Below are 15953 nucleotides of genomic sequence, written 5' to 3'. Positions count from 1 at the left end.
TATGAAAACAGTTGAATTTTTATCGGATCTGAATCATTTAGGTGTGACAATTTGGATGGAAGGGGATAAGCTGCGCTATCGTTCTCCTCAAGGTGTTATGACTCCCGATTTACTCGAACAATTGAAAGAGCATAAAGAAGAACTCATCGTTTTATTGCGTGAACAAGCTGACAATTTTAGTTCGGAAACAGACTATGATGTGGCAATTTGTGGCGGTGGATTAGCGGGTTTAACCTTAGCGAGACAGTTAAAACTTAAACAACCTAATCTTTCCGTTGTTGTTCTTGATAAAATGGCTCGTCCTTTACCCGAAGCTGGTTTTAAAGTGGGGGAATCAACCGTTGAAGTTGGTGCTTTTTATTTAGCAAATACGCTGCAGTTAACCGATTATTTTAACAATCAACATTTATCTAAACTGGGATTACGTTATTTTTTCAAACCTCAAGAAACTGAATTTCATAAAAGACCTGAACTGGGATTATCAGAGTTTCATGATCCTAAATCTTATCAAATTGATCGGGGGAAATTAGAAAATGATTTACGCCAATTTAATATTGAAGCTGGAATTGATCTTAAGGAAAGTTGTTCAGTTCAAGACATCGAGTTTGCTGAAGGGCTACAGCAACAGCATAAAATTATTTATACTCAAGGTAGTGGAGCGAATCAAAAAACTCATTGTATTAAATCCCGATGGGTTGTCGATGCGATGGGTCGCCGTCGATTTATACAGAAGAAACTCGGTTTAGCGAAACCTAATCATAATAATTACAGTGCGGTTTGGTTCCGAGTTGAGTGTCGTTTTGATGTCAGCAATTTTGTGCCAGCCAGTGAAGAAAAATGGCATCGGCGTGTTCCTAATAACAACCGTTATTATTCTACAAATCATTTATGCGGTGAAGGATACTGGGTTTGGTTAATTCCTTTATCCACAGGTTATACCAGTATTGGCATTGTGACTCGTCAAGATATTCACCCGTTAAAAAATTATCATAACTATGAATTAGCCTTGCAGTGGTTAAGGGAAAATGAACCCGTTTTAGCGGCTCATTTAGAAGGTAAATCCCCTGAAGACTTTAGAAAGATGCCGAAATATAGTTACTCCTCCAAACAAGTCTTTTCCTTTGATCGTTGGACTTGTGTTGGTGAAGCCGGTTTATTTCCCGATCCTTTTTATTCCCCTGGTTCAGATAGTATTGGTTTTGGCAATTCTTTAACCACCCAAATGATTGAACTTGACCTTAAAGGTCAACTAACTCCCGAAAGAGTTGACGATGCCAATCACTTTTATTTAACCTATCACGATGGGTTAACCTTTAATATCCAAAATTCCTACAACTGTATGGGAAATGGGATAGTGATGGCAACAAAAATGATCTGGGATACGTTAGCTGGATGGACATTTGGTTGCTTAATGATGTTTAATTCCATCTTCCTTGACCCGGAACTTAAGATGAAAGTTCAACAGATTAATGCAGAATTTTTCCCTCTTTCCTATCGAATACAACAACTATTCCGAGATTGGGCAAATCAATCCCTGGGTCGGGTTAGCTTTGAATTTATTGATTACTTAGCAATCCCCTTTGTGAATGAACTGCGAACCCGGAATTTACAATCTAATAAAACCGAAGCTGAAATCATAGAAGCTTATCGAGCCAGCTTAAAATTATTAGAAGAATTTGCTCAAGTCATTTTTCAAATTGCCTTAGAGGATACCAGTCCCGAACTGTTAACTAAAATTAACGAACACCCCTGGTTAAATGCTTGGGCAATTAGTTTGGATGCCAGTAAATGGGAGACTGATGGGCTGTTTTCTCCTAAGAACGAACCTCGTAATTTACACAGCATTAAAAAACAATATTTAGAGGCAATAAACCGATAAAAATAGACGAATCAAGTTGATTGGATTTCTAACAGTAGCTCAAGTTAGGGCTACTGAACCCAGCCAAACATCACCCCCATTCCAAAAATACCAGAACATTAATTAAGGAAAAGGATACTATTAATGAAAGTCGCAGAATTTTTATCTTACTTAAATAGTTTAGACATCAAGCTTTGGCTTGAGGAAGAAAAGTTAAAATATCAAGCTCCCCAAGGAGCAATGACACCAGAAATTAAGCAAGAAATCGGGACAAGAAAACCAGAAATTCTCACTTTTTTAAGAAGTGCAACAACACCATCTAAACCCCTTGAATCCGTAATTAATAGCGTTGCCCGAACTGAAGATTTACCCCTATCTTTTGCTCAACAGAGAATGTGGTTTCTCTATCAGATGGATCGGCAAAATCCAGCTTATAATGAAGCTCTAACCATCCGTTTAACGGGACGCTTAAACATTGATATTTTAGAGCAAACGATTAATGCTATTATTCAACGCCATGAGAGCTTACGGACAACCTTTCCAATGGTTGAAGGAAAACCTATTCAAAAAATTGCTCCATCTCTGAAGATTAAATTATTAGTTGTTAATTTAAAAGATATCCCCCAAGAGCAAATTGACAAACAGATTATTGAAGAACTACAAAAACCCTTTGATTTAACCCAATCTCCCCTATTACGATGTACTCTGTTTGATCTGGGATATGAAAATTATATTTTAGTCAACGTCTTCCATCATATTATTATCGATGGTTGGTCAAAAGGCATTTTATTTAAAGAATTATCTAAATTTTATCAAGCATTTTTATCCAATTCAACCGTAAATTTACCCGAATTACCTATACAGTATGCGGATTTTGCGGTATGGCAAAGACAATGGTTACAAGGTGAAATCTTAGAAAATCAGTTAAATTATTGGAAAAAACAATTAACGGGCGCTCCTCCTTTATTAGAACTTCCAACCGATAAACCCCGTCCAGCTACTCCCAATTTTCGAGGTCATAGTATCTCGTTTCAAATTGACTCAGAACTCACAGAAAAACTGAAACTTTTGAGCCAAAAGTCGGGAGTGACTTTATTTATGACCTTACTGGCTGCTTTAAACACTTTACTCTTTCGTTATAGTGGTCAGGATGATATTTTAATCGGGACACCCACCGCCAACCGAAACCGACAAGAAATTGAACCTTTGATTGGGTTTTTTGTCAATACTTTAGTGCTGCGGAATTCCCTAGAAGGAAATCCGACTTTTTCAGGATTATTACAGCAAGCTCGCAATGTTGTTTTAGAAGCTTATGCCAATCAAGATGTACCCTTTGAGCAAGTGGTTGATGGGTTAGAAATCGAACGAAGTTTAAGTTATAATCCCTTATTTCAGGTAATGTTTGCGCTGCAAAATGCCCCCCTCAATGCTTTAGAATTACCCAATTTAAAAGCTCAATATCTAGCCGTTGAACAACAGAGAATTAAATTTGATCTTAGCTTAGTTTTAGAGGAAATCGAAACCGAAAAAGGAGCTTATTTAGAAGGTTTTTGGGAATATGATAGCGACCTATTTACTCCTGAAAGAATTAACCGCATGGTGGGTCATTTCCAAACTTTATTAAAGGGGATTGTAGCCAATCCTCAGCAAACCATCGGGGAATTACCGTTACTGACTGAATCGGAAAAACAGCAATTATTAGTAGAATGGAATCAAACTCAAACGTCTTATCCTGATCATTACTGTATTCATCAGTTATTTGAAGAACAGGTTGTTAAAACACCTGATGCTATAGCGGTCATCGATGGAGAACAATCCCTCACCTATGAACAGTTAAATCAAAAAGCCAATCAGATTGCCCGTTATTTACAAAAATTAGGGGTTAAACCAGATCAATTAATTGGGATTTGTGTCGAGCGATTACCCTTAATGATTATTGGATTTTTAGGAATCTTAAAAGCTGGAGGAGCTTATGTACCACTGGACACAAGCTATCCCGAAGAACGACTTGAATCTATCATAAATGATGCTGAAATCAAAATTTTATTAACGCAACAGCACCTCATCAAAAAACTACCAACAACAGTCAATCAATTGATTTGTTTAGAACAAGATGAAGACCCAATTAAACAACAAAGTAAACAGAATCCTCTCAGTCATGTTAACGCTGAGAATTTAGCCTACGTCATCTATACTTCAGGTTCTACAGGTAAACCTAAAGGAGTTGCTATTCCCCATCGAGGAGTGACTCGTTTAGTCTGTAATACTAACTATATATATTTAAAACCAACTGATAGAATGGCTCAGGTTTCTAATCCTTCTTTTGATGCCGCTACTTTTGAAATTTGGGGGGCGCTGATACATGGCGCACAGTTAATAGGAGTAGATAAAGATAGAGTTCTTTCTCCTGAAAAATTTGTTCATTTTCTCCAAAAATATCAAATTACTATTTTATTCTTAACGACAGCGTTATTTAATCAGTTAGTTCAGACTATTCCCCATGCTTTTCAAAGCTTAAGATATTTACTTTTTGGTGGCGAAGCAGTTGATCCTCAATGGGTCAAAGAATCCCTTAATAAAGGAACCGCTCAAAATTTACTTCATGTTTATGGGCCAACAGAAAGCACAACTTTTACCTCTTGGTATTTAATTAAAAATATTCCTTCAGAAGCTACAACTATTCCAATTGGTCGTCCTTTAGCTAATACAGAAATTTATATTCTTGATCCCTATTTGCAACCTGTTCCTATTGGTGTTAAAGGCGAATTGCATATTGGTGGTGATGGTTTAGCCCGTTGTTATCTCAATCGTCCTGACTTAACTGAACAAAAATTTATTCCCAATCCTTTTAGTCAAGATTCGTCAGCACGTCTGTATAAAACAGGTGATATAGTACGCTATTTAGCCGATGGGAATATTGAATTTATTGGACGGATTGATCATCAGGTAAAAATCAGAGGTTTTAGAATTGAATTAGGCGAAATAGAAGCCGTTTTATTTCAGCATCCTCAAGTCAAAGATGGAATTGTTATCGCCAGAGAAGATCTACTTGGAATCAAGCGTTTGTATGCTTATGTTGTTCCGAAAGATAAACAACTCACTCAGCCAGAATTACGAATTTTTCTCCAAGAAAAGCTGCCCAATTATATGATTCCTGCTTTCTTGATTTTCTTAGATGCTTTTACTCTTAATCAGAATGGAAAAATTGATCGCAGTGTTTTACCTAGACCAGAAATTGATGTTAATGAATTAGAAAATTATCTTCTTCCTAGTACCGAGAAAGAAACAATTCTAGCCCAAATTTGGCAGGAAGTTTTAGGGCAAAATCAAATTAGTATTAATGAGAATTTCTTTGAATTAGGAGGCGATTCAATTATCGCCATTCAAATTGTCGCTAAAGCTAATCAAGTGGGATTACAAATTACTCCTAAACAATTATTTAGTCATCAAACTATCGCTCAATTAGCCACCGTAGCGGAGACAACTGCTATCACTGAAATTGACCAGGGATTAGTTACAGGTGAAGTCCCGTTAACGCCGATTCAAAAATGGTTTTTTGAACAAAACTGGCCCGAACGTCATCACTTTAATCAATCTATCTTGTTAGAGGTTCCCAATAATCTACAACCAGATTTATTAAAACAAACTATTTCTAAATTACTCTATCACCATGATGCCTTGCGGTTACGGTTTGTGCAAAAAGGGGAACAATGGCAACAAAATCACAGCGATGATTGCAATAATTTCGCTTTTGAAAAGGTGGATTTATCCCATCTATCTTACCATGAACAATTGACCAAGATGGCAGAAATTTCTGAGGTTCAACAACGGGTACTGAATTTAGAGGAAGGCCCCTTAATGGCGGTGGTTTTCTTCGCCTTGGGTGAGAGTGGAAAAATGTTAATTGTAATTCATCATTTAGCAGTAGATGGAATTTCTTGGCGGATTATCCTCGAAGATTTCGTTACGATTTACCAGCAATTAGAAACCCAAAAGCCTCTGCAACTTCCTCCTAAAACCAGTTCTTTTAAAACTTGGGCTGAGGAACTGCAAAACTATGCGAAAACCCCAGAGTTTTACGCTCAATTCAAGTATTGGCTAAACCGTGATTTTTCATCCGTTTCTCCTCTTCCTGTAGATGTTCAGGGGGATGCCCAATCTAACATTGTTGCCCATGCCAAAACGGTCTCTTTCACCTTAACCGAAGAACAAACCCGCTTACTCTTACAGGAGGTTCCGCAAGCTTATAACACCCAAATTAATGATATTCTATTGACCGCTTTAGTCCAAGCTTTTGGCCGTTGGACAGGAAATTATAAGCTTTTGCTTGACATGGAAGGTCATGGAAGAGAGAATGTAATTGAATCCGTGAATTTATCTCGAACTGTGGGTTGGTTTACCAGTATTTTCCCCGTCTTTTTGACCTTAGAAAATCTTCACCATCCGGGTGAGTGTCTCAAGTCCATTAAAGAGCAGTTAAGACAAATTCCGAATCGAGGATTTGATTATGGAATTGGATATTATCTGAGTTCAGATTTAACGATTCAATCCCCGTTAAAAAACTATCCAAAAGCTCAAGTCAGCTTTAATTATTTAGGTCAATTTACCAGCCATCAAATCGGCGAGATAGGCTGGAAATTATCTCAAGAATCCACTGGTTCCATTCATAGTCCTTTGGGACAACGTTCCCATTTAATTGCGATTCATGGAATTGTGGTTGATGGGCAACTTGATATGGAATGGCAATATAGTGAAAATTTTCATCATCAAACAACGATCAAAAATTTAGCCGCTGCTTATCGAGATTCTTTAGAAAGCCTGATTAACCATTGTTTATCGGTAGAAGGAGGCTATACTCCATCGGATTTTCCCGATGCGGATCTTAATCAGGCAGAATTAGATGAACTGCTTTCAGAACTTGATTTTTAACCTCAACTTAATGTTTAACCCTCCTGCTTGATAACAACTATGCCATCACCTAATCTTCCCAGTGAAATTGAAAATCGTAAAAGCGAACATCTGCGAGTTTGTATCGAAGAAGATGTAGAATTTCAACAACTTACAAGCGGTTTAGAAAAATATCGTTTTACCCATTGTTGTCTTCCTGAACTTGACCGTAGCGATATTGAACTGGGGACAACCTTTTTGGGGAAATCTTTAAAAGCTCCAATTCTCATCTCTTCCATGACCGGAGGAACGGAATTAGCCCATTTAGTCAATACTCGATTGGCAATGGTCGCTCAACGTTATGGTTTAGCGATGGGGGTGGGTTCTCAACGCATTGCACTCGAACAACCGGAATTAGCGCCGACCTTTGCAGTCCGTTCTCTGGCGCCAGATATTCTCCTGTTAGCGAATTTAGGGGCTGTACAGTTAAATTACGGCTGCGGTTTAGAAGACTGTTTAAAACTGGTGGAATTATTAGAAGCTGATGCCTTAATTCTGCATCTCAATCCTTTACAAGAATGGGTGCAATCGGGAGGCGATTCCAATTTTAAAGGTTTACTCGCTAAAATTCAGCAAATTTGCGCTCAATTACCCGTTCCCGTCATCGCCAAAGAAGTCGGAAATGGCATCTCTGCGGTGATGGCCAAACAATTAATTGAAGCCGGAGTCGCTGCGATTGATGTGGCGGGGGCCGGAGGCACGTCCTGGGCTAAAGTCGAAAGCCAAAGAGCCAAAGACAACAGACAAAGGCATCTCGGACAAGTTTTTGCCGATTGGGGTTTACCTACGGCTGAATGTATTACCGCCATTCGGTCCATGAATTCAACCATTCCTTTAATTGCTTCTGGGGGCTTAAAAAATGGCTTAGACCTTGCCAAATCCATCGCTTTAGGAGCCGATTTAGGAGGGTTGGCTCGTCCGTTTCTCGTGGCAGCGATTGAATCAGAAGCCGCCGTTGATGAGTTGGTAAAATTTTTAATTGCTGAACTTGAAATTGTTTTATTTTGTACCGGAAATCCTAATTTATCCGCCCTTAAACATTCAGGAGCCTTAAAACTATGTTAAAGTTTTCAATGGAATTGTGTTATCCCCAGCTTGATGTCAAAACTTTAAGCGTTGGCACTTTTGGTTCCAAAGAAACCAGTAGTGAACAAACCTTAAATTATCTAATTTCTCAATGGAAATTACAACAGATTTCGGTTAATAGTTATTTATTTGATAGCTTTACAGATTTAAAAGAATCTTTACTCGAAAATCAGATAGATTTGGCGTTAGTACCCCATGCCTATGAAAAAATTAATGATTTCTATATGGAACCGAGTTTTAAACTAGGTTTTATCTTCACCTATCCCACACCCGTTTACGGATTAGCCAAGCGAAAAAATGAAGAAATCGTTTTAGAAAATTGTACCCTGGTTACTCATCCCGCTCCTCTTCCTTTACTTCCCTATTTATTACCAGGCGACCTGAATCAAAATAAGATGAAAATCAAATTTGTGAATTCTATCAGTGTGGCCGCTATTCAAGTTAAACAAGGGTTGGCAGATTTAGCCATTACCAATGAAAATGCCCTCCGAGAATATGATTTAGAATTTATTTCACAATATGGTAAAATTGAGATGAGTTGGTCTTTATTTCACAAAAAGGAAAACACCATGATTCAAAGTATTTATTTACCTGTGCATACCTAAAAAAGTTACCTATCCGATGAAAATAGTTGTCTTCATCACATAAAAATAATTGAAATTTAACCTCTCAATTTCATTTTGAACTTGTCCCCTAAAATCATGTCTGAATTTTTCCCAATTCCCAAAACTATTAAACTCAATCCTCATGTAGAATTAGAGGTTTTTCAATGCCAAGACACCATTTTCAGTTATACGTTATAGCTCCTAATGCTAAACTTGAATCCCACCAACATCCTGAAAGTCAAATTGGCATGGTATTCTCAGGAGAACTGAAACTGTATATTAAAGATGTGATTAAACCCTTAAGACCTTTGCAAGATGTTTATATAGCTGATGGCAATATTCCTCATGGTGCTTTTAATCCTTTATCAGAACCGATGATTGGATTTGATCTTAAACGGATTACCTCTTCTTTCTCTTCAGAAGACGTTGTATTAACACTATCCAACAACCAAGATAAAATCACTCATTTACCCTGTCAATCTGTTAAGGGTTCTTGGTTTGAAATCGTGATGATGAAAATACCTTATGGTTATTCCATTCCCCCACATCAAGGTGAGCAAGAAGAAATCGGATTTATTTTGAATGGAAAATTAGAAATTTTCATAGAAAATGAAAAACCGTGTTTAGAATATGGTCAAATTTATTATGCTCCTTCAAAAATTTTAAAAAAGGGATATAATTCATCGAATCAAGATATTAATTTGATTAAAATTTTAATTTAGTTCGTTTTAAAATTTTAAGTTTAACCTCAAAATGCTAGGAAAAAGTTTATGGATTTAGGATTAAAATATAAAGTGGCTTTGATTACGGGAAGTAGTGCGGGAATTGGGTTTACTATTGCTAAAAAATTAGCAGAAGAAGGCTGTCACTTAATTATTTGTGGTCGCAATTCCCAACGCTTAGAACAAGCTTATCAATCTCTGGCTCAAGCTTATCCTGCCCAACAAATTCTGAGTTTAGTGGCTGATGTCCATCAAGCTCAAGATTCTGAACAATTAATACAGGACTCTTTAAATCAATACGGCAAAATTGACATTTTAGTCAATAATTCTGAAGGAGCTAACTTTGCTGAAAATTTAATTGAAAACCTTTCCGATGAAGATTGGTTCAACGTTTTTCAAGGGAAATTAATCGGTTATATTCGCTTAACCAATTTAGTATTACCGATTATGAAAAAACAACATTGGGGAAGAATTGTTAATATCATTGGCACATCGGGAAAAGAGCCATCCCCTCGTTTAGTTAAATCGGGTGTTGTCAATGCAGCTTTAATGAATTTTACCAAATCAGTAGCTAGACAAACCGCCCCCTATAATGTTTTAATTAATAGTGTTAACCCCGGCGTTATTGACACCCCTAGACATCGAGAATATTTAGAAATTTATGCCAAAAAGGAGGGAACGACCCCAGATTTAATCCGAGAAAGAATTCTAAAAACAATTCCCATGAATCGAATTGGTACGACTGAAGAATTTGCTAATCTCGTTGTATTTTTAGCTTCAGAATGTGCGAGTTATATAACGGGAATTACTATTCCCCTCGATGGGGGTTTATCCTCGTCAGCATTTTAAACTTATCCATCAATTAAAAATCAACAACCACAGGGGTCATGAATAGCCAATCTAAATCTCAAATGTTAGACAAATTTGTTCCCTATTATCCGACTAAAGATAATCGTAACTTTCCCATTTTTTCCAGTATTATTAATAATTTTAATATTTGCAGGCTGCCACGCAAATTTAAACAGGAGCTTCAACAACCTTCGGTGATCCTAGTTGATCAAATGGGTAAAGTTGGTTCTGCTAATCCTTATCTTGCTATTAAAAAAACTTCTCCAGAAAAAGCGGTGTATCATGTTCATAATTTAAACACAGAAATTGTTGCCAAAATTTGGGATAAAATTAATCCTACTAGCGAGGGGGTGGAAGGAACCACAGAGACACAGAGGACACAAAGATTGATCGATCCTATGTAAGTTAAACTTATCACACAGAACCTAGAAGAGCCTTAAAGGTAATTCGTTCTAAGTTTGATTCAAGAAACTCACGCACATTTTTATTTAATCTATTGGGAAAAATAATGGTAACACCTCAACAATCTAGGGTTAGTAAAAAAGATATTGAATCCATTTATCCCCTTTCTCCCATGCAGCAGGGGATGCTATTTCATTCTTTATATAATCCAGAATCAAAGACGTATTTATCACAAATTCAAGTCACCTTGCAAGGCAATTTAGATATTAATGCGTTCCAACAAGCTTGGCAAAAAGTAGTAGATAGACATAGTATTTTACGGACTTGTTTTGCTTGGAAAAAAACCAAACAGCCTTTACAAGTGGTTAGAAAAAATGTCACCTTGCCTTGGTTTAATCAAGATTGGCGATCGCATTCTTCCGCCGAACAAGAAACTAAATTTCAGGAATTATTAACCTCTGATAGAGAGCAATATTTTGAATTAGATAAAGTCCCCTTAATTCGATGTCATTTAATTCAAGTCGAAGATCAAAAATATGAATTTATTAATACTGGGCATCATATTTTATTAGATGGTTGGTCAACAGCAATTCTGTTGAAAGAAGTTTTCGAGTTTTACGCTGGACTCATCAACCATCGACCCGTCAATTTACCGACACCTCGCCCTTACCAAGACTATATTAATTGGGTACAACAGCAAGAGCAAACTCAGTCCGAACGCTTTTGGCGACAAAATCTTCAAGGTTTTACCTCTCCAACTCCATTAGTCTTTGATAAATGGAATCTTTTCAACTCAGTCCTAACGGTAAAGTTGATCGAAAAGTCTTACCAATACCCGATAAAAACCCCTTATCGTTAACTGAAAATTATGTCGCTCCTCGAACTGCAATTGAAGAAGTTTTAGCGGTAATTTGGGCAGAAATTTTAGAAGTCGAACGAGTTGGGATTGAAGACGATTTCTTTCTGTTAGGTGGGCATTCTTTAAAAGCGATTCAACTGATTAGTAAAATCCGTCAAACCTTAGAAATTGAAATTTCTGTGCGTCAACTTTTTAATCACTCAACTATCAGCCAATTAACTCAAGTCATGATTGAATTAGTGGGGAATGAAGGGTTACTAAATGAAATTGCCGTAACGGTTCAAGAAATTTCTAGACTTTCACCAGAAGAAGTTCAAGCTTTACTATCTCAAAGCTGAACCTAAATGAATTAAACTTTCTATAGTGGACATTGATTTAAACTGAAGGAAAAAAATGACAAATCATCTCTTTGATTTAACAGGTAAAGTTGCAATTATCACGGGTGCTGCCCGAGGAATTGGTCGGGTATTAGCCCAAGGATTAGCACAAGCTAGAGCTAAGGTAGTAATTGGTGATATTAATCAAGTTGGTGTTGAACAAACGGTTCAACTGATTCAAGAAGCAGGAGGCGAGGCAATCGCAATCCAGACCGATGTTCGTCAAAGTCAAGCTTGTCAGAATTTAATTAACCAGACGGTTGCTAATTATGGTCAACTCGATATTATGGTCTGTAATGCAGGGGTTGAAATTCTCAAAAACACTGATGAATTAGAGGAATTTGAATGGGATCAGGTTATTAATGTTGACTTAAAAGGTTATTTTAATTGCGCTCAACTCGCAACCAAACAAATGATCAAACAAGGAACAAAGGGATCAATTATTATGAATTCTTCTATCTGTGCTTTCGTTGCTGTTCCCAAATCTTCAGGAGCATATAGCGCCGCAAAAGGTGGTGTCAATCAATTAGTAAAATCCCTAGCGGTCGAATTAGCTAGTCACAAAATTCGAGTCAATGCTTTTGCACTGGGGTATATGAATAATATGATGGAAGGAACAGAAGGTTTACGTTCAACTTCCGATGAAGTGGACGAATTATATACTAGAATTCCCATGAAACGAACCAGAGATTTAGAAGAGTTAATTGGCCCTGTCGTGTTTTTAGCGTCCGAAGCTTCCTCTTATGTAACTGGAGCAATTTTAATGGTAGATGGAGGTTATACCGCTATTTAGCATCAATAATTAAACAATTTTTAGGTTGATTTGTATCCATCAAACCAACCTAAAATCACTGAATTAATCCTATTTAACCCATGTCAAAAATGAACCATAACTCTCAAGACAAACAGAAATTACTCAAGCTGTTACTACAAAAAAAAGGAATCGGTGTAAAAACAAATACGATACCTCCTAGGAATCCGTCTCAACTTGTACCGCTTTCTTTTTCTCAAGAACGACTTTGGTTTTTGTACCAATTAGAAGCTAACGGCTATACCTATAATATGCCGTTTCGCTTTCAAATTGACGGCAATTTGGACGTTAATATCTTTAGAAAAGCTTTGGAAACTATTATGCAACGTCATGAATTGTTGCGAACTTGTTTTCAAGAAGTTGACAAAACTCCTCGACAAATTATTAAACTAAAAATTCAGTTAAATTTGCCTTTATTGGATTTACTACAAGAACTTTCTCATTTATATGAAGCTTTTTACAAAAATAATCTAATCCTTGACCAAATTTCCCTATTCAATACGGTGATTTTCCCGTTTGGCAAAGACAACAGTTATTTTGCATATTTTACTAAAAGTGGGTTTTTAACACAATAAATGTCGATTTAATCATACCCGATAAGCTGAATTGCACCAGCTTATCTCATCCATTCATTAATTTCACGAGTAAAATCTTATGTTTAATTTAAAACATCAATTATATTTATTAATTTCAAAATTTTTAGAAAAACAAAAACGGATCGAAAAACATAAAAAACTTTCCGACAATGCTACATTTCACAGTTCCGTCAAATTTATCGGAAAGTGTATAAACTATAGGGAGGATAAAACTCTAATTCAAATTGGAGAGAATACAGTAATTATCGGAGAATTAGCTATATTTCCTTATGGTGGAAAAATAGAAATAGGGAGAAATTGTTATATTGGTGAAGGAACTCGAATTAGATCAGCTACTTCTATCAAAATTGGAAACGAAGTTATAATTTCCGATGATGTCAGTATTTATGATACCGATGCTCATTCATTAAATTATGTTTTAAGACAGAAAGAATTTATGGAAGTACTCATTTTGAATAATCTGATTAAGGATGCTAAGGATGTTGATATACAATCTGCACCCGTGGTGATAGAAGATCATGTTTGGATTGGATTTAATGTTGCGATTCTTAAAGGGGTTACGATTGGGAAAGGGGCAATTATTGGAGCAGGTTCTGTTGTAACAAAAGATGTAGAACCTTTTACAATCGTTGCAGGTAATCCTGCCAAAATTATCAAACGATTATGAATCTGATTCAATTCGGTTAATATTCATTCCTGATCTGTAGAAAATCCAGAAAATAGTAATAATATAATTTCTGATAACAATGCAGATTTTTATGGTATGCTGAATTAATGTCTAACTCAAGAGATAGACATTCAAAGTTATAATGTCACCATTTTAGCCCAAGGAGAATCCTATGAATGTTTCAGAAAAAACCTCAGATAGTATAAATCTCAAAGAAGATGTCCGAACTTTCAATCAATCTCTTCAAGAATTTTTAAGATTTATTTAAGTTTATTGGTATCCTAAAGAACACCAGGATAGAGCTTTTTCGCAGATTATTCGTTCCTGGGGAATGCTCGTTTTATTGTTTTTATTATTAGTGGGATTAGTAGGTCTTAATGCGTTTAATAGTTTTGTTTTTAGAGACTTAATTACCTTCACAGAAGCTAGGGATGCAGAAAAATTAACTTATTTTGTCATTATTTATGGGATTACCCTAGGCAGTATGACGTTTTTCGGAGGATTGTCCAAGTTTCTTAAAAAACTAATTGCGCTGGATTGGTATCAATGGATCAATAGTAGTATCTTGCAAAAATATTTTAAAAATCGTGCTTATTATCAAATCAATTTTAAAGGAGATATTGAAAATCCAGATCAGCGTTTATCCCAAGAAATTCAACCCATCACCAGAACAACGATGGACTTTTTAACAACCTGCGTCGAAAAACTCATGGAGATGCTGGTTTTTATTGTCATCCTTTGGTCAATTTCTAGAACCATTTCTATAGTGCTTCTGGTTTATACGATTATTGGAAATATTCTTGCTACCTATATTACTCAACAATTAAATAAAGTCAGTAAACAACAATTAGAAACCGAAGGAACCTATAAATACGCCATTACTCATGTTCGGACTCATGCCGAATCAATTGCATTTTTTAGAGGGGAAGAAAAAGAGTTAAATATTATTCAAAGGAAGTTCAATCAGGTGATTAAAATTATAATTGAAAGAATTAATTGGGAAAGAACCCAAGAATTTTTTAACCGCGGCTATCAATCCATTGTTCAAATCTTCCCCTTCTTAATTGTTTCCCCATTATATATTAGTGGTGAAATTGAGTTTGGACAAGTTAACCAAGTCAGCTATTGTTGCTATTTCTTTTCCACAGCCTTATCCGTGTTAGTGGATGAATTTGGACGCTCCGGTGAGTTTATTAATTATATTGAACGTTTAGAAGAGTTTTACCAAGCTTTAGAGGGTGTAAGCGAACAAACCAACCCAGTTAATACCATTAAAGTCATTGAAGATAACAATCTAGCTTTTGATGATGTCACCTTACAAACTCCCGATGCCGCTAAAGTGATTGTCGAACATTTATCCCTGTCCGTTGAACCAGGGGAAGGTTTATTAATTGTTGGGCCAAGTGGTCGAGGAAAAAGTTCTCTTTTACGCGCTATTTCTGGGTTATGGAATACAGGTACAGGTCATTTGGTGCGACCTCCCCTCGACGATTTATTATTTTTACCCCAACGTCCTTATATCATTTTAGGAAACCTGCGCGAACAGCTAATTTATCCTCAAACGACAACGGAGATGAGTGAATCCCAATTAAAAGAAATCTTACAAGAAGTTAACCTGCAAGATGTTCTTAATCGCATCAAAAATTTTGATGAGGAAGTGGATTGGGAAAATATTTTATCTTTAGGAGAACAACAGCGTCTAGCCTTTGCGCGACTATTCGTTAATCAGCCAGATTTTGTGATTTTAGATGAAGCCACCAGTGCTTTAGATTTAAAAAATGAAGATCATTTATATAAACAGTTACAACAAACTGGCAAGACCTTTATTAGTGTCGGACATCGAGAAAGTTTGTTTAACTATCATCAAAGGGTTTTGGAACTTTCCGAGGATTCTACTTGGCGTTTAATGAGAATGGCAGACTATCATCCATCAGCAGCGATTGCAACTCATACCAACAATGCCAAAACCGTTGATGAAACGATAGAAATTGTCTCTGAAATGAACAATCAAGACAATTTTACCCATCAAGAAATGCAAAAACTGACCAACTATAGCTTAAGTACGATCAAAAATAAAGCCAGTCGAGGTCAAATAATTGTTGCCAATGATGGCATGAGCTATCGTTATGACAAAACCCTTGATATTGCCAAATGGGTGAGAGTTTAGCTTCTCA

At 36.4% G+C, this 15953-nt stretch carries 13 protein-coding genes; all 13 read left to right on the top strand.

Annotated elements, in window-relative coordinates; translation table 11 throughout:
• The first annotated feature begins 1 nt into the window (after position 1).
• The 13 genes from ACQY1Y_RS10940 to ACQY1Y_RS10880 all read left to right on the top strand — a co-directional run bounded on the left by ACQY1Y_RS10940 (position 2) and on the right by ACQY1Y_RS10880 (position 15946).
• Positions 2–1879, top strand: a complete 1878-nt coding sequence (locus ACQY1Y_RS10940; RefSeq protein ID WP_430014557.1) for an FAD-dependent monooxygenase — start codon at positions 2–4, stop codon at positions 1877–1879.
• 123 nt (positions 1880–2002) lie between these two features.
• The gene (locus tag ACQY1Y_RS10935) at positions 2003–6787 is read left to right on the top strand and encodes an amino acid adenylation domain-containing protein (RefSeq protein ID WP_430014556.1); all 4785 of its coding nucleotides are present in this window, start codon (positions 2003–2005) and stop codon (positions 6785–6787) included.
• A gap of 39 nt (positions 6788–6826) precedes the next feature.
• Positions 6827–7870, top strand: coding sequence for a type 2 isopentenyl-diphosphate Delta-isomerase (gene fni / locus ACQY1Y_RS10930; protein WP_002753718.1), 1044 nt, complete (start codon positions 6827–6829; stop codon positions 7868–7870).
• Positions 7864–8496: a LysR family transcriptional regulator gene (locus ACQY1Y_RS10925; protein ID WP_430014555.1), complete on the top strand. Its 633-nt coding sequence runs from the start codon at positions 7864–7866 to the stop codon at positions 8494–8496. The genes fni and ACQY1Y_RS10925 overlap by 7 nt, the downstream gene beginning before the upstream one ends.
• Positions 8497–8660: 164 nt before the next feature.
• Positions 8661–9218 carry a cupin domain-containing protein gene (locus ACQY1Y_RS10920; RefSeq protein ID WP_002753720.1) on the top strand — a complete coding sequence of 186 codons (558 nt, stop codon included), beginning with the start codon at positions 8661–8663 and terminating at the stop codon, positions 9216–9218.
• A 48-nt stretch (positions 9219–9266) separates the two neighbouring features.
• Positions 9267–10067, top strand: a complete 801-nt coding sequence (locus ACQY1Y_RS10915) for an SDR family oxidoreductase (RefSeq protein ID WP_002753721.1) — start codon at positions 9267–9269, stop codon at positions 10065–10067.
• Positions 10068–10105: 38 nt separating this feature from the next.
• On the top strand, positions 10106–10471 hold the full coding sequence (locus ACQY1Y_RS10910) for a capsular polysaccharide biosynthesis protein (protein ID WP_187602901.1): 366 nt from the start codon (positions 10106–10108) through the stop codon (positions 10469–10471).
• Positions 10472–10575: 104 nt separating this feature from the next.
• Positions 10576–11328: a condensation domain-containing protein gene (locus ACQY1Y_RS10905; RefSeq protein WP_430014554.1), complete on the top strand. Its 753-nt coding sequence runs from the start codon at positions 10576–10578 to the stop codon at positions 11326–11328.
• Positions 11247–11666, top strand: a complete 420-nt coding sequence (locus tag ACQY1Y_RS10900) for a phosphopantetheine-binding protein (RefSeq protein ID WP_043998503.1) — start codon at positions 11247–11249, stop codon at positions 11664–11666. The genes ACQY1Y_RS10905 and ACQY1Y_RS10900 overlap by 82 nt, the downstream gene beginning before the upstream one ends.
• Before the next feature lie 55 nt (positions 11667–11721).
• Positions 11722–12498, top strand: coding sequence for an SDR family NAD(P)-dependent oxidoreductase (locus ACQY1Y_RS10895; RefSeq protein WP_002753728.1), 777 nt, complete (start codon positions 11722–11724; stop codon positions 12496–12498).
• An 89-nt stretch (positions 12499–12587) separates the two neighbouring features.
• Positions 12588–13091: a condensation domain-containing protein gene (locus ACQY1Y_RS10890; protein ID WP_223210823.1), complete on the top strand. Its 504-nt coding sequence runs from the start codon at positions 12588–12590 to the stop codon at positions 13089–13091.
• Between the two features lie 79 nt (positions 13092–13170).
• Positions 13171–13779: an acyltransferase gene (locus ACQY1Y_RS10885; protein ID WP_130757482.1), complete on the top strand. Its 609-nt coding sequence runs from the start codon at positions 13171–13173 to the stop codon at positions 13777–13779.
• 331 nt (positions 13780–14110) lie between these two features.
• Positions 14111–15946 (top strand): ABC transporter ATP-binding protein/permease, encoded by a 1836-nt coding sequence (locus ACQY1Y_RS10880; RefSeq protein WP_430014553.1) that lies wholly within the window; start codon positions 14111–14113, stop codon positions 15944–15946.
• Positions 15947–15953 lie beyond the last annotated feature (7 nt).

It is taken from the genome of Microcystis ichthyoblabe FBCC-A1114 (assembly GCF_050500245.1).
Lineage (GTDB): Bacteria > Cyanobacteriota > Cyanobacteriia > Cyanobacteriales > Microcystaceae > Microcystis > Microcystis ichthyoblabe_A.
This window is presented reverse-complemented; position numbering and strand designations above follow the sequence as displayed.